The organism is Escherichia sp. MR (assembly GCF_005280595.1).
Taxonomy (GTDB): Bacteria; Pseudomonadota; Gammaproteobacteria; order Enterobacterales; family Enterobacteriaceae; genus Escherichia; species Escherichia ruysiae.
In genome coordinates this window covers 11,753-33,935 of sequence record NZ_SZVK01000007.1, presented here as the reverse complement: position 1 = coordinate 33,935, position 22,183 = coordinate 11,753, and the positions used below count along the sequence as shown (strand labels likewise).

The window sequence follows — 22,183 nt, the reverse complement described above, 5'->3', positions numbered from 1 at the left end:
CATGAACAATATGAACGTAATTATTGCCGATGACCATCCGATAGTACTGTTCGGTATTCGCAAATCACTTGAGCAAATTGAGTGGGTGAATGTTGTCGGCGAATTTGAAGATTCCACAGCACTGATCAACAACCTGCCGAAACTGGATGCGCACGTGTTGATTACCGATCTCTCCATGCCTGGAGATAAATACGGTGACGGGATCACCTTGATCAAATACATCAAGCGTCATTTCCCTAGCCTGTCGATCATTGTTCTGACCATGAACAACAACCCGGCAATTCTTAGCGCGGTACTGGATCTGGATATCGAAGGAATCGTCCTGAAGCAAGGCGCGCCTACAGATCTGCCGAAAGCCCTCGCCGCGCTGCAAAAAGGCAAGAAATTTACCCCGGAAAGCGTATCTCGTCTGCTGGAGAAAATCAGCGCCAGTGGTTACGGTGACAAGCGTCTCTCACCTAAAGAGAGTGAAGTACTGCGCCTGTTTGCAGAAGGTTTTCTGGTTACCGAGATTGCTAAAAAGCTCAACCGTAGCATCAAAACCATCAGCAGCCAGAAGAAATCCGCGATGATGAAGTTGGGTGTCGAGAACGATATCGCCCTGCTGAACTATCTCTCTTCTGTGACCTTAAGCCCGGCAGATAAAGAGTAATCTCCCGACAGGCCAGATAAGCACCGACCGCCGGATGCGGCGTAAACGCCTTATCCGGCCTACAAATCCCAATACTTCAATACATTACACAAACGTAGGCTTGATAAGACGCGCCAGCGTCGCATCAGGCATTTGCTCCGACCGCTCCTACGATTTCCGCGCTTTCCTGACCCTCTCGGCATACATCGTCAGCGTCTGTTTTATGACATCCAGCGTCACGGGCTTCGACAGACAGCTATCCATACCGGACTCCAGACACCGCTGCTTCTCTTCAGCCAACGCATTGGCAGTCACCCCGATTACCGGCAACGTTAGCCCTAACTGACGAATACGTTGCGTTAACCGGTAACCGTCCATATTCGGCATGTTGACGTCGCTAAGCACGATATCGATATGATTCTTGCTTAGTACATTAAGCGCATCGACGCCATCATTTGCCGTTTTACACTGATAACCCAACGATCCGAGCTGATCGGCTAGTAAGCGACGGTTAATCGGATGATCGTCAACCACCAGAATCATCATGTCGTCATTGCTGGTGGAATCTTTGTCCATCAATGGCAGAACGTTGGCAGGATCATCATTTTCAATTTCTATCCGATAGATACGCGCCAGTAGCACAGGCAGTTCATGCGACGAGGTGACGCTATGCACCCACTCACCGGGCGCTTTCTCCAGCGGAATACCAATATGCCGACGGCAGAACGTCACCACCGCTCTACCCTGCCATTTTTCGCTCAGCGCCTCATCCGTAATCAACACATCCTCTGGTGAGGGTTCCTGACCTTCGTATGTTGTAACGATTACACCACTGCGCTGCAAACTGGTTTCGATAAACTGGTATAGTGACGCATTACGTACCGCCAACCAGCAGCGTTTACCCGTTAATCCTTCGACACCTTTTTTATGTGGATATTGCGCACCATACAGCGGAATACGCACCGTAAACTGGCTTCCCATGCCTGGTTCAGACTCCACCGAGATGTCACCGTCCATCATGCTGATCAATTTTTCACAAATCGCCAGCCCCAGACCGGTTCCCTGGAAGTTACGCTGTACGCCCGTCCCTACCTGGAAGAAGGGATCAAAAAGCCGCACCACTTCTTTCGCCGGAATACCCACGCCAGTATCGCGAACACGAATAGAAAGATAATCACCATCAGCACGGACATGCAGAACAATGCAGCCGGTATCGGTAAATTTAATGGCGTTACTCAACAGATTGGAGATAACCTGCTGTAAACGCATCGGATCGCCGTTTAAAGCTACCGGCACATCCGGTTCAATAAAGCAGTACAAACCAAGCTGCTTTCGCACCACCAGCGGCAAATAGTTGGCGGTGATATGGTTCATCACTTCACGCGGTGAAAACTCACGTGGCTCTATCTTTAACTGTTCCGATTCAATCTTCGAGAAATCGAGAATGTCGCTGATAATTTTCAACAGCAGGCTAGAAGAGTTATTCATTGCCGTCACCAGACGGTCAACGCCTTTCGGCAACTCTTTGGTTTGCAACAGATCCAGGTTACCGATAATGCCATACAGCGGCGTTCGCAACTCGTGGCTGACGGTAGCAAGGAACATCGATTTCGACTGACTCGCCTGTTCTGCTGCCTGCGCCATCTCTTGCAACGACTCTTCCATCTTCACGCGCGAAGAAACATCGACCAGTACGCAAATCGCCACGTTTTCATTACGATAGCGGGAATGAACAAAGCTGATTTGCAGATTAGTATTGTTGCTGGTCAGGACATCGACAAAATTGACCTGCTGCCCGCAGATAATTTGCGTCAGCCGCTGGCGATCCTCATGCGTAAGCATGTTGAGATAGGTATGCGCCAGTTCGTTACTCAAAATATTGACGCCATCAGCGGTGCGCAAAATACAGATCCCCACCGGTGCGGAGGCGACAATCTTGCGATTAAACTGCTCGTGTTCTTCCAGACGCTGGGCGTCACTTTCTGCCGGAATGAAAATACGCCGCTCGTACATCCGCGCGAGGGTGAAAAGCGCCGCACCAGCAATCACATTCAGCAAAATAGCGTTAAGTATCAGCATACGAATGCGTTCCAGCACCTGATCTACGGGCACCGAGTAAACAATACTTAACGATGATGGCGGCAGATTTTTCTTCAGCACCAGCTCATGGAAGCCTGGTGTATAACCAAACCAGGAACGTTCCTGCATCCAACGCGGTTCAGCCTCGATTTTGCTTTCTGGTCCGGTCAACGAAATCAGGGTATGACCATTCTCATCAAGGATAGTAACCCCCATCGGTAATGTACCTGGTAAGAAGAAGTTCTCCATCCGAATGGTTTGTTCAACGCCCAGCAAGGCCTGCAAACGGTTCGCCAGATACACCGGCGCCAGCGCGTAAAAATATCCAACGCCAGGACGCGGGCCTTCGCTGATCCAATAAAGGTTGCTGCCGCTGTCATCCTGCGGAGCATTACGATACTTATTGATGCGTTCATGCAGAGCTTTCAGGGCGGTATCGCGTTCAACCGGCATATCACGCAGGCCAAAGTTTGCCATGCAGAGGTTATCGCTGCCGATCAAAAATACGCGGTTGAGATCGTAAGCTGCAGAGAAATTATCGCGCCAGTAGCGCATAAACCACGCCAGTGACTCCAGAGAGCCACGCCAGGTGTTACTCATCGCGGAACAATCGGAATCAGCAAACAACGGTTCGAACACCGGCACATCCGCTTGCGTTTCTCGCCCACGCGGGGAAAGCACGCCGTTTTCTGCCGATAAGCGATTTTCAGCTATGTACTTCAGCTCTTTCATCACATCAGAGGTGCGTTGAATAAAGCGCTGAGCCTGATCGGAACTCAGATTAAATTCCTGACGAATTTCCGATTCTCGCTGATGCAGGGCATTGACGATGTAAAACACTGATGAAAAAGCAATCAGCAACCAGAGCAATAACGCCAATGCTCTGAACATATAGCGCGAGACTTTCAGGGTTGTGCGAAAAGATGCAAGGTATTTCAAAGGGGCGAAGCTCCGCCTCAGGTGACCGATGGAGTGTGGTTAAGGTAGCGGTAAAAGCGTGCCACCGCAATGTTCTCTCTTCTCGGTAATATGATACACCGCCGAGAAATCATCACCTTAACCCCCGATAATCGTCATATATCGGACAAGATTGATGGATTTCAGCATGCATTATATGAAGTGGATTTATCCACGCCGCTTACGCAATCAAATGATCCTGATGGCAATCCTGATGGTCATTGTCCCAACGCTTACTATTGGTTATATCGTAGAAACGGAAGGACGTTCAGCAGTCTTATCTGAAAAAGAGAAAAAACTTTCTGCCGTGGTCAACCTGCTTAATCAGGCGCTAGGCGATCGCTACGATCTCTACATCGACTTACCGCGTGAAGAGCGTATCCGCGCATTGAATGCAGAGCTTGCCCCCATTACCGAAAATATTACTCGCGCCTTTCCTGGCATAGGCGCTGGTTATTATAACAAGACGCTGGATGCGATAATCACCTACGCGCCTTCATCGCTATATCAGAATAATGTGGGCGTGACTATTGCTGCGGATCACCCTGGTCGCGAAGTTATGCGTACAAATACCCCTTTGGTTTATTCAGGCAGGCAGGTGCGCGGCGATATTTTGAATTCAATGCTCCCCATTGAGCGTAATGGTGAAGTCCTCGGTTATATCTGGGCAAATGAATTAACCGAAGATATTCGCCGCCAGGCCTGGAAAATGGATGTGAGGATTATCATTGTACTCACCGCCGGTTTGCTGATAAGCCTGTTGTTGATTGTGCTTTTCTCCCGTCGCCTGAGCGCCAATATAGATATCATCACCGATGGCCTCTCGACCCTGGCGCAAAATATCCCCACTCGATTACCACAATTGCCCGGTGAAATGGGGCAAATCAGTCAGAGTGTTAACAACCTCGCCCAGGCACTGCGTGAAACGCGGACACTTAACGATCTGATTATTGAAAACGCTGCCGATGGCGTCATTGCCATCGACCGCTAGGGTGATGTAACCACCATGAACCCAGCAGCAGAAGTCATCACTGGCTATCAACGTCATGAACTGGTAGGGCAGCCTTACTCCATGTTGTTCGACAATACTCAGTTCTACAGTCCCGTTCTGGATACGCTGGAACATGGCACCGAACACGTGGCGCTGGAGATCAGTTTTCCAGGCCGTGACCGCACCATTGAAATCAGTGTCACTACCAGTCGTATTCATAACACGCATGGTGAAATGATAGGTGCTTTGGTGATTTTCTCTGATTTAACTGCCCGCAAAGAAACCCAACGCCGCATGGCGCAAGCTGAACGCCTCGCCACACTGGGTGAGCTGATGGCTGGCGTGGCGCATGAAGTCCGTAATCCGCTGACGGCTATTCGTGGTTATGTACAGATCTTGCGCCAACAAACCACTGACCAAATACATCAGGAATATCTTTCTGTAGTACTCAAAGAAATCGACTCAATTAACAAAGTCATTCAGCAATTGCTCGATTTTTCACGCCCACGCCACAGTCAATGGCAACAAGTCAGCCTCAATGCATTGGTTGAAGAAACTCTGGTACTGGTGCAAACCGCCGGCGTACAAGCGCGAGTCGACTTCATAAGCGAACTGGACAATGAATTAAGCCCGATTAGTGCCGATCGCGAACTGCTCAAACAGGTACTCCTGAATATCCTGATCAATGCCGTCCAGGCTATCAGTGCACGAGGGAAAATTCGCATTCGAACCTGGCAGTACAGCGACTCACAACAGGCCATTTCGATAGAAGACAACGGCTGTGGCATTGATCTCTCGCTGCAAAAAAAGATCTTCGATCCCTTTTTCACCACCAAAGCCTCAGGAACCGGGCTTGGTCTGGCGTTAAGTCAACGCATCATTAATGCCCATCAGGGGGATATTCGCGTCACCAGTTTGCCGGGCTACGGCGCAACCTTCACCCTTATTTTACCGATCAACCCGCAGGGAAATCAGACTGTATGACCGCTATTAATCGCATCCTTATTGTTGATGATGAAGATAATGTTCGCCGTATGCTGAGCACCGCTTTTGCACTACAAGGATACGAAACACATTGTGCGAACAACGGACGCACCGCATTACACCTGTTTGCCGATATTCACCCCGACGTGGTGTTGATGGATATCCGTATGCCTGAGATGGACGGCATCAAGGCACTAAAGGAGATGCGCAGTCATGAGACCCGGACACCCGTTATTCTGATGACGGCCTATGCTGAAGTGGAAACCGCCGTCGAAGCACTACGCTGCGGAGCCTTCGACTATGTTATCAAACCGTTTGATCTCGATGAGTTGAATTTAATCGTTCAGCGCGCTTTACAACTCCAGTCAATGAAAAAAGAGATCCGTCATCTGCACCAGGCACTGAGCACCAGCTGGCAATGGGGGCACATTCTCACCAATAGCCCGGCGATGATGGACATCTGCAAAGACACCGCCAAAATTGCCCTTTCTCAGGCCAGCGTCTTGATTAGCGGTGAAAGCGGCACCGGGAAAGAGTTGATTGCCAGAGCGATTCACTACAATTCGCGGCGGGCAAAGGGGCCGTTCATTAAAGTCAACTGCGCGGCGCTGCCGGAATCGTTGCTCGAAAGTGAACTGTTTGGTCATGAAAAAGGTGCATTTACTGGTGCACAAACCTTGCGTCAGGGATTATTTGAACGTGCCAACGAAGGTACTCTGCTCCTCGACGAAATTGGCGAAATGCCGCTGGTACTGCAAGCCAAATTACTACGCATTCTGCAGGAACGGGAATTTGAACGGATTGGCGGCCATCAGACCATAAAAGTTGATATCCGCATCATTGCTGCCACCAACCGCGACTTGCAGGCAATGGTAAAAGAAGGCACCTTCCGTGAAGATCTCTTTTATCGCCTTAACGTTATTCATTTAATACTGCCGCCTCTGCGCGATCGCCGGGAAGATATTTCCCTGTTAGCTAATCACTTTTTGCAAAAATTCAGTAGTGAGAATCAGCGCGATATTATCGACATCGATCCGATGGCAATGTCACTGCTTACCGCCTGGTCATGGCCGGGAAATATTCGAGAGCTTTCCAACGTCATTGAACGCGCCGTCGTAATGAACTCAGGTCCGATCATTTTTTCTGAGGATCTTCCGCCACAGATTCGTCAGCCAGTCTGTAATGCTGGTGAGGCAAAAACAGCCCCTGTCGGTGAGCGTAATTTAAAAGAGGAAATTAAACGCGTCGAAAAACGCATCATTATGGAAGTGCTGGAACAACAGGACGGAAACCGAACCCGCACCGCTTTGATGCTGGGCATCAGTCGCCGTGCATTGATGTATAAACTCCAGGAATACGGTATCGATCCGGCGGATGTATAACACCAAAACTTGCTATGCAGAAATTTGCACAGTGCGCAAATTTCTGCATAGCCAATCATCCTCCTTCTTAATCCCCACCTTATTTATTCTTTTATATTCAATCAGTTAAAAACAACATCAAATATTCTCATTCTGGCACTCCCCTTGCTATTCCCTGACTGTACCCACAACGGTGTATGCAAGAGGGATAAATAATGAAAACAAAATTGATGACATTACAAGACGCCTCCGGCTTCTTTCGTGACGGCATGACCATCATGGTGGGCGGATTTATGGGGATTGGCACTCCATCCCGCCTGGTTGAAGCATTACTGGAATCTGGTGTTCGCGACCTGACATTGATAGCCAATGATACCGCGTTTGTTGATACCGGCATCGGTCCGCTCATCGTCAATGGTCGAGTCCGCAAAGTAATTGCGTCACATATCGGCACCAACCCGGAAACAGGTCGGCGCATGATATCTGGTGAGATGGACGTCGTTCTGGTGCCACAAGGTACGCTAATCGAGCAAATTCGCTGTGGTGGCGCTGGACTTGGTGGTTTTCTCACCCCAACTGGTGTCGGCACCGTCGTAGAGGAAGGCAAACAGACACTGACACTCGACGGTAAAACCTGGCTGCTCGAACGCCCGCTGCGCGCCGACCTGGCGCTAATTCGCGCTCATCGTTGCGACACACTTGGCAACCTGACCTATCAACTTAGCGCCCGCAACTTTAACCCCCTGATTGCCCTTGCGGCTGATATCACGCTGGTAGAGCCAGATGAACTGGTCGAAACCGGCGAGCTGCAACCTGACCATATTGTCACCCCTGGTGCCGTTATCGACCACATCATCGTTTCACAGGAGAGCAAATAATGGATGCGAAACAACGTATTGCACGCCGTGTGGCACAAGAGCTTCGTGATGGTGACATCGTGAATCTGGGCATTGGTCTGCCGACGATGGTCGCCAACTATTTGCCTGAAGGCATTCATATCACTCTGCAATCGGAAAACGGCTTCCTCGGTTTAGGCCCGGTCACGACAGCGCATCCAGATCTGGTTAACGCAGGCGGACAACCATGCGGCGTTTTACCCGGCGCAGCCATGTTTGACAGCGCCATGTCATTTGCGCTGATCCGTGGCGGTCATATTGATGCCTGCGTGCTCGGTGGTTTGCAGGTAGACGAAGAAGCCAACCTCGCGAACTGGGTAGTGCCTGGGAAAATGGTGCCCGGTATGGGTGGCGCGATGGATCTGGTGACCGGGTCGCGCAAAGTGATCATCGCCATGGAACATTGTGCCAAAGATGGTTCAGCCAAAATTTTGCGCCGCTGCACCATGCCGCTCACTGCGCAACACGCAGTGCATATGCTGGTTACTGAACTGGCTGTCTTTCGTTTTATTGACGGCAAAATGTGGCTCACCGAAATTGCCGACGGGTGTGATTTAGCCACCGTGCATGCCAAAACCGAAGCTCAGTTTGAAGTAGCCGCCGATCTGAATACGCAACGGGGTGATTTATGATTGGTCGCATCTCGCGTTTTATGACGCGCTTTGTCAGCCGGTGGCTTCCCGACCCTCTGATCTTTGCCATGTTGCTGACGTTGCTAACGTTCGTGATCGCGCTTTGGTTAACACCACAAACGCCGATCAGCATGGTGAAAATGTGGGGGGACGGTTTCTGGAACTTGCTGGCGTTTGGTATGCAGATGGCGCTGATCATCGTTACCGGTCATGCCCTTGCCAGCTCCGCTCCGGTAAAAAGTTTGCTACGTACTGCCGCCTCCGCCGCAAAGACGCCCGTACAGGGCGTCATGCTGGTCACGTTCTTCGGTTCCGTCGCTTGTGTCATCAACTGGGGATTTGGTCTGGTTGTCGGCGCAATGTTCGCCCGTGAAGTCGCCCGGCGAGTACCTGGCTCTGATTATCCGTTGCTCATTGCCTGCGCCTACATTGGTTTTCTCACCTGGGGTGGCGGCTTCTCTGGCTCAATGCCTCTGTTGGCTGCAACACCGGGCAACCCGGTTGAGCATATCGCCGGGCTTATCCCGGTGGGCGATACTCTGTTCAGTGGTTTTAACATTTTCATCACTGTGGCATTGATTGTGGTGATGCCATTTATCACCCGCATGATGATGCCAAAACCGTCTGACGTGGTGAGTATCGATCCGAAACTACTCATGGAAGAGGCTGATTTTCAGAAGCAGCTACCGAAAGATGCACCACCCTCCGAGCGACTGGAGGAAAGTCGCATCCTGACGTTGATCATCGGCGCACTGGGTATCGCTTACCTGGCGATGTACTTCATCGAACATGGCTTCAACATCACCATCAATACCGTCAACCTGATGTTTATGATTGCAGGTCTGCTGCTACATAAAACGCCAATGGCTTATATGCGAGCTATCAGCGCGGCAGCACGCAGTACCTCCGGTATTCTGGTGCAATTCCCCTTCTACGCCGGGATCCAACTGATGATGGAGCACTCCGGTCTGGGCGGACTCATTACCGAATTCTTTATCAATGTTGCGAACAAAGACACCTTCCCGGTAATGACCTTCTTTAGTTCTGCACTGATTAACTTCGCCGTTCCGTCTGGCGGCGGTCACTGGGTTATTCAGGGACCTTTCGTGATACCCGCAGCTCAGGCGCTGGGCGCTGATCTCGGTAAATCGGTAATGGCGATCGCCTACGGCGAGCAATGGATGAACATGGCACAACCGTTCTGGGCGCTGCCAGCACTGGCAATCGCCGGGCTCGGTGTCCGCGACATCATGGGCTATTGCATCACTGCCCTGCTCTTCTCTGGCGTCATTTTCGTCATTGGTTTAACGCTGTTCTGACGGCAACTCTACAGACAGAAGGAATATAAAATGAAAAATTGTGTCATCGTCAGTGCGGTACGTACTGCCATCGGTAGTTTTAATGGTTCACTCGCCTCCACCAGCGCCATCGATCTGGGGGCAACAGTAATTCAGGCCGCCATTGAACGCGCAAAACTCGATTCACAACACGTCGATGAAGTGATTATGGGTAACGTATTGCAGGCCGGGCTGGGGCAAAATCCGGCTCGTCAGGCACTGCTAAAAAGCGGACTGGCAGAAACGGTGTGCGGATTTACGGTCAACAAAGTATGTGGTTCTGGTCTGAAAAGCGTGGCGCTTGCCGCCCAGGCAATTCAGGCCGGTCAGGCACAGAGCATCGTAGCGGGTGGAATGGAGAACATGAGTTTAGCGCCCTATTTACTCGATGCAAAAGCACGCTCTGGTTATCGTCTTGGAGACGGACAGGTTTATGACGTGATCCTGCGCGATGGCCTGATGTGCGCCACTCACGGTTATCATATGGGTATTACCGCCGAGAACGTTGCCAAAGAGTACGGAATTACCCGTGAAATGCAGGATGAACTGGCGCTACATTCACAGCGTAAAGCGGCAGCAGCCATTGAGTCCGGTGCTTTTACCGCCGAAATTGTCCCGGTAAATGTTGTCACACGGAAGAAAAACATCGTCTTCGATCGCGATGAATTCCCGAAAGTAGATTCTACTGCAGAAGCTCTTGCTGCATTGCGCCCGGCCTTCGACAAAGCCGGAACGGTCACCGCCGGGAACGCGTCTGGCATTAACGATGGGGCTGCCGCACTGGTGATTATGGAAGAATCTGCGGCGCTGGCGGCAGGCCTAAAACCACTGGCGCGCATTAAAAGCTATGCCAGCGGCGGCGTGCCCCCTGCATTGATGGGTATGGGGCCAGTACCTGCCACGCAAAAAGCGTTACAACTGGCGGGGCTGCAACTGGCAGACATTGATCTCATCGAAGCCAATGAAGCATTTGCCGCGCAGTTCCTTGCCGTTGGGAAAACCCTGGGCTTTGATCCTGAGAAAGTGAATGTCAACGGCGGAGCCATCGCGCTGGGGCATCCTATCGGTGCCAGCGGTGCACGTATTCTGGTCACATTATTACATGCAATGCAGGCTCGCGATAAAACGCTGGGTCTGGCGACGCTGTGCATTGGCGGCGGTCAGGGAATTGCGATGGTGATTGAACGATTGAATTAACGAACAAAAATGCCCGATAGCGAAAGTCATCGGGCGTTTTCTTAAACATCGACAGTGAAAGTAACCTCATTAATTACCAGTCAAAACTTTTCACCAGCGTCAGCTCGCCAGCATTACGCATCGGTACAATAAATGTTTCCTGTTTCTCATTGACCGATCCTTCATCGGTGATCAGCGTCAGTTGGGCAGTGGTTAATTCCGTTTCGCTGCGTCCGCCATAGTAGTTGATATACACCTGATAACGCCCGTGAACTGGCGCTGGCATGGCGAAAATCTCGGGTCCGTACCCCGTCGTGACATCCATATCCAGTGCGCCACTGTTTTTCAGCACCGTGTTACCGTACCAGGCGTGTTCGCCATCAGGCGTAACGACATGAAGATCGAGGTCGGTATTATCCGTATCCCACGAGAGAACCAGCCGTAAACGTGCACGAATCGTTCCTGTACCCGGCGTTGAGTAAAACTGCATTTTTTGTCGGCTTTGCCCATCCGGGCTGATGACCTGCACGCTGTTGCTGCCTTCAATGCCCAGACGCCAGCGGAAAGTAGGGCTATTGCACCAAAACCTACAAGGCCATAAAACCGCCAGCCTTTCGCTTTTTTTCACCACTCATTGCCACATTCCTTGTGTAAAGCCAGCCATTTTTTATGGGCGATGCACAACTTTATCGCGCCCTAATACGACAAAAGCCCAGACTTTGCAGCCTGGACTTTTCAATTCAAAAAAGGGAGATGGCTCCCTTTTGACATGAATAAATAAAATTATTCTTCTTCTGGCTCGTCGTCAACGTCCACTTCCGGAGCGATTTCATCGTCCCCTTCCGCAGCACTGCCATCGATGGTATCCAGATCTTCCTCGTCAACGGGTTCAGCAACACGTTGCAGACCCACTACGTTTTCATCTTCCGCAGTACGGATGAGGATCACGCCCTGGGTGTTACGACCCACGATGCTGATTTCTGAAACGCGGGTACGTACCAGCGTACCGGCATCGGTGATCATCATGATCTGATCGCAGTCATCAACCTGTACCGCACCAACCACTAAACCGTTACGTTCAGTCACTTTGATGGAGATAACCCCTTTCGTCGCACGCGACTTAGTTGGGTATTCCGCCACCGCAGTACGTTTACCGTAACCGTTTTGTGTTGCAGTAAGGATTGCGCCATCGCCACGCGGTACGATCAGAGACACGACTTTATCGCCTTCGCCTAAACGAATACCGCGAACACCCGTGGTGTTGCAGCCCATCGCACGGACAGAAGACTCTTTAAAGCGCACCACTTTACCTTCGGCGGAGAACAGCATTACTTCGTCTTCGCCACTGGTCAGATCAACGCCGATCAGCTCATCGCCTTCAACCAGCTTGATCGCCACTTTACCGGCGGTACGCAGACGGTTGAATTCGGTGAGGACGGTTTTCTTCACAGTACCGTTAGCCGTCGCCATGAAGACTTTCACGCCTTCTTCAAACTCGGTCACAGGCAGGATCGCGGTGATACGTTCGTCCTGTTCCAGCGGCAGCAGGTTGACGATCGGACGACCACGTGCACCACGAGAGGCTTCCGGCAACTGATAAACCTTCATCGAGTAGACGCGACCACGGCTGGAGAAGCACAGGATATGATCGTGGGTGTTCGCCACCAGCAGTCGGTCGATAAAGTCTTCTTCTTTAATACGTGCGGCAGATTTACCTTTCCCGCCACGACGCTGCGCTTCGTATTCCGAAAGCGGCTGGTACTTCACGTAGCCCTGGTGAGAGAGCGTCACTACTACATCTTCCTGAGTGATCAGATCTTCCAGGTTGATGTCTGCGCTGTTGGCAGTGATTTCAGTACGACGTTTGTCGCCGAACTGTTCACGAACCAGTTCCAGCTCTTCGCGGATCACTTCCATCAGACGATCGGCGCTACCCAGAATACGCAGCAGTTCCGCGATCTGATCCAGCAGCTCTTTGTATTCGTCGAGCAGTTTTTCGTGCTCAAGGCCGGTCAGTTTCTGCAAACGCAGATCCAGAATTGCCTGAGCTTGCTGTTCGGTCAGGTAGTACAGACCGTCACGCACGCCGAACTCTGGCTCCAGCCATTCCGGACGCGCAGCATCGTCACCCGCACGCTCCAGCATCGCGGCAACGTTGCCCAGCTGCCACGGATTAGCAACCAGCGCGGTTTTCGCTTCTGCAGGCGTCGGCGCATGACGGATCAGTTCAATGATCGGGTCGATGTTCGCCAGTGCTACGGCTAATGCTTCAAGGATATGAGCACGATCGCGGGCTTTACGCAGTTCGAAAATGGTACGACGGGTCACCACTTCGCGACGGTGACGGACAAACGCAGCGATAATGTCTTTCAGGTTCATGATCTTCGGCTGACCATGGTGCAATGCCACCATGTTGATACCGAAAGAAACCTGCAACTGGGTCTGGGAGTAGAGGTTGTTGAGCACAACTTCACCGACCGCATCGCGTTTAACTTCAATCACGATGCGCATACCGTCTTTGTCAGACTCGTCACGCAGCGCGCTGATGCCTTCCACGCGTTTTTCTTTTACCAGTTCCGCAATCTTCTCGATCAGGCGCGCTTTGTTTACCTGATACGGAATTTCGTGGACGATAATGGTTTCACGCCCGGTTTTGGCGTCAACTTCCACTTCGGCACGAGCGCGGATATACACCTTGCCGCGACCGGTACGGTAAGCTTCTTCAATACCGCGACGACCGTTAATGATTGCCGCCGTCGGGAAGTCCGGCCCCGGGATGTGTTCCATCAGCCCTTCAATGCTGATGTCTTCATCATCGATATACGCCAGACAACCGTTGATGACTTCCGTCAGGTTGTGTGGCGGGATGTTGGTTGCCATACCTACGGCGATACCGGAAGAACCGTTCACCAGCAGGTTAGGAATTTTGGTCGGCATGACGTCCGGAATTTTTTCCGTACCGTCATAGTTATCAACGAAATCGACCGTCTCTTTTTCGAGATCGGCCATCAGTTCATGGGCAATTTTCGCCAGACGGATTTCCGTATAACGCATTGCCGCCGCAGAGTCGCCGTCGATAGAACCGAAGTTACCCTGACCGTCTACCAGCATGTAACGCAGCGAAAATGGCTGCGCCATACGGACGATCGTGTCATAGACCGCCGAGTCACCATGGGGATGGTATTTACCGATTACGTCACCAACGACACGGGCAGATTTTTTATAGGCTTTGTTCCAGTCATTGCCTAGTACGTTCATGGCGTAAAGTACGCGACGGTGTACCGGCTTCAGGCCATCTCGGACATCTGGCAGCGCACGGCCAACAATGACCGACATCGCATAATCCAGATAGGAGCTCTTCAGCTCTTCCTCAATGTTGACCGGTGTAATTTCTCTCGCAAGGTCGCTCATCTAACCGCTATCCCTCTACTGTATCCCGGATTCAAAGGTCGCAAATTATAACACAGCCGCGCAGATTGAGGTAAACCAATACGCTTTATTCACATCCAATGCCTGATATACTCGATTGCCTTGCCAATTACGGAGTAGAAGTGCCAATGAATGCCGAAAAATCGCCGGTAAACCATAACGTAGACCACGAAGAGATCGCTAAATTTGAAGCCGTCGCCTCCCGCTGGTGGGATCTGGAAGGCGAGTTCAAACCACTGCACCGCATTAACCCGCTGCGTCTGGGCTATATTGCCGAGCGTGCTGGCGGTTTATTTGGCAAAAAGGTACTCGATGTCGGTTGTGGCGGCGGCATTCTGGCTGAGAGTATGGCGCGCGAAGGCGCGACGGTGACCGGCCTGGATATGGGTTTTGAACCGCTACAAGTTGCAAAGCTACACGCGCTGGAAAGCGGTATTCAGGTGGAGTACGTGCAGGAAACCGTTGAAGAACACGCAGCAAAACATGCCGGACAGTATGATGTGGTGACCTGCATGGAGATGCTGGAGCACGTCCCCGATCCACAGTCAGTGGTTAGAGCCTGTGCGCAACTGGTGAAACCGGGCGGCGATGTCTTTTTCTCCACGCTTAACCGCAACGGCAAGTCATGGCTGATGGCGGTGGTCGGCGCGGAATATATTTTGCGCATGGTGCCCAAAGGCACGCATGATGTGAAGAAGTTTATTAAACCGGCAGAACTGCTGGGCTGGGTGGATCAGACCAGTCTTAAAGAGCGCCATATGACCGGGCTACATTACAACCCAATCACAAATACTTTTAAGCTCGGCCCCGGCGTGGATGTGAACTATATGCTGCACACGCAGAATAAGTGAGATTGTTGACCGGATTCATCTGGCAACCGTACCAATGCCTGATGCGACGCTTGCTGTGTCTTATCAGGCTTACAAATGACTCCCCCGTAGGTCGGATAAGGCGTTTACGCCACACCCGGCAACGATGCCGGGCGGACAACAATTACCATTTCACCGTCATCGACAAAAATCCTGCCGTCTGGGCAAAATCATCACTTCCCTTCTGCCATGCGACGCTGCCGCGCAGGGAAACTCGCTGGCTAATATTGCCTGTTATCCCCACTTTTATTTCACCACGCTGCTTCGCCGCATCGTCGCTGATATTGCTGCCATCGTCTTCAATTTCCGCCGAATGGGGATGGTGATAATAATTCAGATCCAGGGTTGGCGTGATATGGAAAGCATTACGCCATTCGCTATGTATCCCGACACGCGTCTGAATATCATCGCCCTGCGATTGCGACACCCGCGCACGGTTAGCGGCGGTAAAATCATTCTGCTGCACGCCCTGATAAATCACCTGCGCCTGTGGTTCGATTACCACACCATGCCCCGATAACCACTGATAGCCAGCTTCCAGCGAGGCGATGCTCCCCGACGAGTGGTAATGATCCGCGCCATCGCCTTGTTCGGAAACATCATTGCTAAACCACGCGTATTGCAGCCAGCTATCCAGCCACGCCCCCTGCTGCTGGCTACCATGCTGAAACCAGCTCGAAGTCAGCCCAACGGCATAACCGTGGTTCTGGTTATCGGCGCGAGTTCCAGTCATATTCGAGCGGCTGTCGCCCTGGTTATCGCTGTAGCCACCGACAATCCCAAGCATCCATTCGCCATCATCGCCCCAGCGCCCCCTAAACAGATCACCGCTAAGCTGCACCGTAGAGGTGTCTTCATGCTGAGCCAGTTGCCCCGCAGCCGTGTAATGATAACGTCCGCCGATAATGCGCAAATGCAGCGTCTGACCGTTGCTACCTGCGTGATCGTGTCGCTCCATCACAAACGCCTGATTTGCCGCCCGAAGGTTATTAAGATATCCACCAATTTTTGCATTCAACACCGGCTGATAAGCGGGCGTGGGATCAGGATCGGGAGTCGGGTCTGGATCAGGTGGCGATGGAGGCGTGACTTTTTGTGATCGCAAATACCAGTCGTTGTTATCTTCCACCAGCGTGTAGTCATACGCTCCCATATTGACGTAGCCGCTGCCCGCCAGACTGAACTGCGCGTTATTTTGAAATTGTGTGGGATCGCCAGCGAAATCAACCAGTTTTATACCTGTAGATGTCGGATCGCCAATGCCAGTAATGGGGTTAACCACCACGGTCGTGTTGCCAGCGGTATTACCGTTCAACACCAACCGGTCGCTTACCGAGTCATCGCCCTTTAATTCGCTGTCGAGCAACAACGTACCGCCACCGTTGTAATCACCGTTTACGATCAGGGTATCGCCAGCGACGCCATTTTGCAGGCTGACCGCGCCGAAAGTATTGCTCAGATCACCATTGATCGTCACGCCAGGAAGATAAGTCAGGCTGTCAGTTTCAAGGTTGGTATTAAGCTCGCCCGTTAACGTAACGCCATCGGTGACATTCACCAGCGTACCGCCACCGTTAAATAATGAGGCGTCGAGCGCCACAGACGTATCCTGCCCGGTTAAACGCAAAACCGTGCCATCGCTGATGTCGATAGTGCCACTGGAACTGGCATCAATAGACTGAATATCCTGATCCACGCCAGTCTCGAACGTTGCCCCGTCACCAACCCACAGCGACGAAGCGTAAGGAAAGATATCCGCAACATCACCTTTCAGCGTACCTTCTTCCACTCGCACTGCCGACTGCGCCGTGCCGCTGGCAGTCAGTTCCAGCGTGCCTGCACCGGTTTTCGTCAGTGTGGTTCCCGCGTCCTGGTGCTGTCCACTGCTGTCGGCGATCAATGCGCCCCACTGCGTCACAGCACCATCATCAACCACAATTTCGCCATCAGCGCGCATTTCGATATCACGCCCATGACCAGCCATCGCAGAGCGAGTATCGACATCAGCCGTAATCTCCATCGCGCTATCTTGTTGATTATCAGTGAAGATAACCTGGCGGTTATAGTGAGTATCACCAAGCTGAGAATTGTTGCTCACTACCAGCGTGCCGGAAGCGATTTGTGTTGTGCCGAGGTATTGATTGTCATTCGCCAGGCTTACCTGTCCATCGCCTGCATCTACCACTACATAGACGCCTTTTTTCCCGTCATCGCCAATATGCAAATCCTCACCACTATAAAGATCGACAACGTCCTGCTGACCAATCACCGTACCGCCGTTACCACTGATTTCCAGCCCATCGTTCTCTGACGTACCGCTCTGCCAGGTGGTGAAATCGGAAAGATCTAATACGCCACCGTTTAATACAATTGACTGCGGATCGTCCTGCATCGCCGCCAGATCCGCCGCGTTTCCCGCCAGCGAGAGGATTGCGCCATCTTCCACCACAATATCGCCGGTCAGCGCCATCGACGACGCCCCCGCCAGCGCATAGCTACCATTTTCGGCAATGGTCAGTTGCCCTTCACCTTCAATAGTTCCGCTAAACCCACCGGCATTTACCGTCACGTTACCGCCAGCATCAATATTTAAAGTGCCATTCTGAAAACCCGTCAGTGAGTGAACAAAAGTCTGCTGTGTTGCGCCAACGTTAAGTTCTGCCTGATCATCCCGATGACTGATACTGCCGACCATCAGTCCATAGCAATTTTGTGGATTACTCTGGCAACGATCATCGCCAACATTCATCAGCGAATTGCTACGCCCCAGCGTCACTTCACCGTTTTCAACCCGCATCTCGCCGGTAAAATTATTATTATCCGCATTAAGCACCAGTTCGCCTGCGCCGGTTTTGCTGATACTTCCGGTTCCGGCAATGGAATCGAGCGCACCATCGTTGCTCAGGTCACCAATAATCAACGTTTTATTACCAGCGATATCAAACCTGACCTGACTTGAATCGATGTACATAAAGCCGCCCGCCGATGCAGATGGCGCATCGCCATATCCTGCGGCACTGTTGTTCTCATCCATCAAAACGCCACCGTTGTAGCTGTAGCTGGCATCAACCGAAATATCAATAAGATAGGGAGAGTTCGTACTACTGCTATAAATTGCGCCACCGTAACCTTCAGCAATATTATCTGTAAACGTGGTGTTATTAATTATTGTGAACTCTGATGGGTGAATGGTTTCCGTATTATTATCAGTGATATCGATAGCGCCACCATCGCCATCACTGTAACTTGTTGATGTATATGCCCGATTATGATTAAAAATCGTATTATTTAAGTAAATATTATTATTAATCGAATAAATTGCGCCACCTTTGCCGTCGTTAGCAATATTACCTGTAAATACAGCATTGGTAACGCTAAGATCAATATCACCAGCGTCATTTGTACCCGCAGAATAGATTGCCCCGCCATATCCTCCTGCCACATTACTGTCGAAGATAACCTGAGTAAGATTCAGCGTTGAGTTTTCTTTCGCAAAAATAGCACCTCCATTATTATATTCACCACTCACGGTATTATTTTCGAACAGAGTCATACCTGTCCCACCTTGTGCTGACAATATGAAATCAGCTCCTTGTTGTAAAAATACCGCCCCGCCACTGGCATCATTTGCCATAGAGGAAAAAATAAGCCATTGCCCGTCAGCAACACTCCAGGTCTGCATACTACCTGAGAGGCTCTGGCGACTGGCCAGGCAACTGGTAGAAACATTAACCCCCTGACATGAAGACAGAATCTGCGACGCCGCGTTTGCACGCGTAAACACGCAAGCAACGACAGCCAGGAAAATTAACAGATATCCTTTCCTGATAAAAATAATCCATTTTTTATTCATGATCTGACAGCCTGTGAGAAATAACAGGCTATCATTAAAAGGCATATTGCGATTGTAGATAATAACCAATTGTAAACAAGAAATTTTTAAAATAAGCGCACCAGCAATAATATTTACAGAAAGGAATTAATTATTTCTTTCAAAGTTTACCTGATTATTAAACAATGATAATTAAAACATATTAAACTGATTAATTCATTTCTTGTTTACCTGGAATAATCAATATCGCAAACTTTTATTTTACATCTACTGATTAAAAAATATCTGTTTCGTGAACCACACCTCTTTACATTTGCTCACATCATAAACATAACAATAAGTGTCGACGTGATATGAGTTTGTGATGGTATCAATTTTCGCCACATCTGACATAAGCGCAATAAATAACCTGGATCAATAATTATCTTAAATTGAACGTTCAAGAAATCACCGAACAGTTATTTTTAACAATTTTTTCTCTTCCCATTGACTTTCCCGAACACCTTGTCTGACCTAAGGTGCGTGGAAGCCGCCTTTTCCGTCGCGAGTTATCCACAAAGTTATACACTTGCAAGAGGGTCATTTTCACACTATCTTGCAGTGAATCCCAAACATACCCCCTATATATAGTGTTTGTAGCGACTTCCCTCACTACAGGTAGTCTGCATGAAACTATTTCGGAAAGAACAGGTACTACATACATGAATCAGAATCTGCTGGTGACAAAGCGCAACGGTAGCACAGAGCGCATCAATCTCGACAAAATCCATCGCGTTCTGGATTGGGCGGCAGAAGGACTGCATAACGTTTCGATTTCCCAGGTCGAACTGCGCTCCCACATTCAGTTTTATGACGGTATCAAGACTTCTGACATCCACGAAACCATTATCAAGGCTGCCGCAGACCTGATCTCCCGTGAAGCACCGGATTATCAGTACCTCGCCGCGCGCCTGGCAATTTTCCACCTGCGTAAAAAAGCCTACGGCCAGTTTGAGCCGCCTGCGCTGTATGACCATGTGAAGAAAATGGTCGAAATGGGCAAATACGATAATCATCTGCTGGAAGACTACACGGAAGAAGAGTTCAAGCAGATGGACACGTTTATCGATCACGACCGTGATATGACCTTCTCTTACGCTGCCGTTAAGCAACTGGAAGGCAAATATCTGGTACAAAACCGCGTAACCGGCGAGATCTACGAAAGCGCCCAGTTCCTGTATATTCTGGTTGCTGCCTGCCTGTTCTCAAACTATCCGCGTGAAACCCGTCTGCAATATGTGAAGCGTTTTTACGACGCGGTTTCCACATTTAAAATTTCGCTGCCGACGCCAATCATGTCCGGCGTGCGTACCCCGACTCGTCAGTTCAGCTCCTGCGTACTGATCGAATGCGGCGACAGCCTGGATTCCATCAACGCGACTTCCAGCGCGATTGTAAAATACGTTTCCCAGCGTGCGGGTATCGGTATCAACGCCGGGCGTATTCGTGCGCTGGGTAGCCCGATTCGCGGTGGCGAAGCGTTCCACACCGGTTGTATTCCGTTCTACAAACATTTCCAGACGGCGGTGAAATCCTGCTCTCAGGGCGGTGTACGCGGCGGTGCAGCAACGCTGTTCTACCCAATTTGGCATCTGGAAGTAGAAAGCCTGCTGGTGCTGAAAAACAACCGTGGGGTTGAAGGCAACCGCGTCCGTCATATGGACTACGGGGTACAAATCAACAAACTGATGTATACCCGCCTGCTGAAAGGTGAAGATATCACTCTGTTCAGCCCGTCCGACGTACCGGGGCTGTACGACGCGTTCTTCGCCGATCAGGAAGAGTTTGAACGTCTGTATACCAAATATGAGAAAGACGACAGCATCCGCAAACAGCGTGTGAAAGCCGTTGAGCTGTTCTCGCTGATGATGCAGGAACGTGCGTCTACCGGTCGTATCTATATTCAGAACGTTGACCACTGCAACACCCACAGCCCGTTTGATCCGGCTATTGCACCAGTGCGCCAGTCTAACCTGTGCCTGGAAATCGCCCTGCCGACCAAACCGCTCAATGACGTCAACGACGAAAACGGTGAAATCGCGCTGTGTACGCTGTCTGCTTTCAACCTGGGCGCAATTAATAGCCTGGATGAACTGGAAGAGCTGGCGATTCTGGCGGTACGCGCACTCGACGCGTTGCTGGATTATCAGGACTACCCGATCCCGGCAGCCAAACGCGGAGCGATGGGTCGTCGCACGCTGGGTATTGGTGTAATCAACTTCGCTTACTACCTGGCGAAGCACGGTAAACGCTACTCTGACGGCAGCGCCAACAACTTGACGCATAAAACCTTCGAAGCTATTCAATATTACCTGCTGAAAGCGTCTAACGAGCTGGCGAAAGAGCAAGGCGCGTGTCCGTGGTTTAACGAAACCACTTACGCGAAAGGCATCCTGCCGATCGATACCTACAAGAAAGATCTGGATGCTATCGCCAATGAACCGCTGCATTACGACTGGGAAGCGTTGCGTGAGTCAATCAAAACGCACGGCCTGCGTAACTCCACGCTTTCTGCTCTGATGCCGTCCGAGACCTCTTCGCAGATCTCCAACGCCACTAACGGTATTGAGCCGCCGCGCGGTTACGTCAGCATTAAAGCGTCGAAAGACGGTATTCTGCGCCAGGTGGTGCCTGACTATGAACACCTGCACGACGCCTATGAGCTGCTGTGGGAAATGCCGGGTAACGATGGCTACCTGCAACTGGTGGGTATCATGCAGAAATTTATCGATCAGTCGATCTCTGCCAACACCAACTACGATCCGTCACGTTTCCCGTCAGGAAAAGTGCCGATGCAGCAGTTGCTGAAAGACCTGCTCACCGCCTACAAATTCGGGGTCAAAACGCTGTATTATCAGAACACCCGTGACGGCGCTGAAGACGCGCAGGACGATCTGGTGCCGTCAATCCAGGACGATGGCTGCGAAAGCGGCGCATGTAAGATCTGATAATCCCCCAGCCTTTGCACCA

General features: G+C 50.9%; 11 protein-coding genes and 3 pseudogenes. 9 read left to right on the top strand and 5 right to left on the bottom strand.

The features are described from left to right. The first annotated feature begins 1 nt into the window (after position 1). Positions 2–652 carry a response regulator transcription factor RcsB gene (gene rcsB / locus FC814_RS04785; protein WP_001516743.1) on the top strand — a complete coding sequence of 217 codons (651 nt, stop codon included), beginning with the start codon at positions 2–4 and terminating at the stop codon, positions 650–652. 147 nt (positions 653–799) lie between these two features. On the opposite strand, the gene rcsC is transcribed toward rcsB, so the two are convergent. Next, entirely contained in the window at positions 800–3,649 is a 2,850-nt protein-coding gene (rcsC, locus tag FC814_RS04780) for a two-component system sensor histidine kinase RcsC (RefSeq protein WP_137325584.1), read from the bottom strand. A 166-nt stretch (positions 3,650–3,815) separates the two neighbouring features. Between rcsC and atoS the strand changes: the two are divergent. The 6 genes and pseudogenes from atoS to atoB all read left to right on the top strand — a co-directional run bounded on the left by atoS (position 3,816) and on the right by atoB (position 11,065). Beyond that, positions 3,816–5,642: pseudogene (atoS, locus tag FC814_RS04775) on the top strand (two-component system sensor histidine kinase AtoS). Beyond that, the gene (gene atoC / locus FC814_RS04770; RefSeq protein ID WP_032225738.1) at positions 5,639–7,024 is read left to right on the top strand and encodes an acetoacetate metabolism transcriptional regulator AtoC; all 1,386 of its coding nucleotides are present in this window, start codon (positions 5,639–5,641) and stop codon (positions 7,022–7,024) included. The pseudogene atoS and the gene atoC overlap by 4 nt, the downstream one beginning before the upstream one ends. Positions 7,025–7,218: 194 nt before the next feature. Then, complete coding sequence (gene atoD / locus FC814_RS04765; protein ID WP_000850523.1) at positions 7,219–7,881, top strand: acetate CoA-transferase subunit alpha; 663 nt, start codon at positions 7,219–7,221, stop codon at positions 7,879–7,881. Further along, entirely contained in the window at positions 7,881–8,531 is a 651-nt protein-coding gene (gene atoA, locus FC814_RS04760; RefSeq protein WP_137325583.1) for an acetate CoA-transferase subunit beta, read from the top strand. The genes atoD and atoA overlap by 1 nt, the downstream gene beginning before the upstream one ends. Next, complete coding sequence (locus FC814_RS04755; RefSeq protein ID WP_137325582.1) at positions 8,528–9,850, top strand: TIGR00366 family protein; 1,323 nt, start codon at positions 8,528–8,530, stop codon at positions 9,848–9,850. Before atoA ends, FC814_RS04755 begins: the two co-directional genes overlap by 4 nt. A 30-nt stretch (positions 9,851–9,880) precedes the next feature. Next, positions 9,881–11,065, top strand: a complete 1,185-nt coding sequence (gene atoB, locus FC814_RS04750; RefSeq protein ID WP_000786558.1) for an acetyl-CoA acetyltransferase — start codon at positions 9,881–9,883, stop codon at positions 11,063–11,065. A 73-nt stretch (positions 11,066–11,138) separates the two neighbouring features. Here atoB and FC814_RS04745 read toward each other — a convergent pair. From FC814_RS04745 to gyrA, 3 genes and pseudogenes are all read right to left on the bottom strand, one after another. Beyond that, a pseudogene (locus tag FC814_RS04745) lies at positions 11,139–11,588 on the bottom strand (YfaP family protein); the annotation flags it as partial. Beyond that, a pseudogene (locus tag FC814_RS23065) lies at positions 11,579–11,668 on the bottom strand (hypothetical protein); the annotation flags it as partial. The pseudogenes FC814_RS23065 and FC814_RS04745, both read right to left, overlap by 10 nt. Before the next feature lie 159 nt (positions 11,669–11,827). After that, a complete protein-coding gene (gyrA, locus tag FC814_RS04735) occupies positions 11,828–14,455 on the bottom strand; it encodes a DNA topoisomerase (ATP-hydrolyzing) subunit A (RefSeq protein WP_001281237.1) in 2,628 nt (875 codons plus the stop codon). A 146-nt stretch (positions 14,456–14,601) separates the two neighbouring features. Here gyrA and ubiG point away from each other — a divergent pair, with 146 nt between their 5' ends. Beyond that, complete coding sequence (ubiG, locus tag FC814_RS04730) at positions 14,602–15,324, top strand: bifunctional 2-polyprenyl-6-hydroxyphenol methylase/3-demethylubiquinol 3-O-methyltransferase UbiG (protein WP_000990776.1); 723 nt, start codon at positions 14,602–14,604, stop codon at positions 15,322–15,324. Between the two features lie 142 nt (positions 15,325–15,466). Here ubiG and yfaL read toward each other — a convergent pair whose 3' ends face one another. Beyond that, positions 15,467–19,195 (bottom strand): AIDA-I family autotransporter adhesin YfaL/EhaC, encoded by a 3,729-nt coding sequence (yfaL, locus tag FC814_RS04725; RefSeq protein WP_085460955.1) that lies wholly within the window; start codon positions 19,193–19,195, stop codon positions 15,467–15,469. A 680-nt stretch (positions 19,196–19,875) separates the two neighbouring features. Here yfaL and nrdA point away from each other — a divergent pair. Continuing rightward, complete coding sequence (gene nrdA / locus FC814_RS04720) at positions 19,876–22,161, top strand: class 1a ribonucleoside-diphosphate reductase subunit alpha (protein WP_001075191.1); 2,286 nt, start codon at positions 19,876–19,878, stop codon at positions 22,159–22,161. Positions 22,162–22,183 lie beyond the last annotated feature (22 nt).

Bases quoted from the DNA above. Each gene is read 5' to 3' on its own strand.
- gyrA (WP_001281237.1), bottom strand. From the start codon at position 14,455: ATGAGCGACCTTGCGAGAGAAATTACACCGGTCAACATTGAGGAAGAG.
- FC814_RS04755 (WP_137325582.1), top strand. From the start codon at position 8,528: ATGATTGGTCGCATCTCGCGTTTTATGACGCGCTTTGTCAGCCGGTGG.
- atoC (WP_032225738.1), top strand. From the start codon at position 5,639: ATGACCGCTATTAATCGCATCCTTATTGTTGATGATGAAGATAATGTT.
- atoD (WP_000850523.1), top strand. From the start codon at position 7,219: ATGAAAACAAAATTGATGACATTACAAGACGCCTCCGGCTTCTTTCGT.
- ubiG (WP_000990776.1), top strand. From the start codon at position 14,602: ATGAATGCCGAAAAATCGCCGGTAAACCATAACGTAGACCACGAAGAG.
- yfaL (WP_085460955.1), bottom strand. From the start codon at position 19,195: ATGAATAAAAAATGGATTATTTTTATCAGGAAAGGATATCTGTTAATT.
- atoB (WP_000786558.1), top strand. From the start codon at position 9,881: ATGAAAAATTGTGTCATCGTCAGTGCGGTACGTACTGCCATCGGTAGT.
- nrdA (WP_001075191.1), top strand. From the start codon at position 19,876: ATGAATCAGAATCTGCTGGTGACAAAGCGCAACGGTAGCACAGAGCGC.
- atoA (WP_137325583.1), top strand. From the start codon at position 7,881: ATGGATGCGAAACAACGTATTGCACGCCGTGTGGCACAAGAGCTTCGT.
- rcsB (WP_001516743.1), top strand. From the start codon at position 2: ATGAACAATATGAACGTAATTATTGCCGATGACCATCCGATAGTACTG.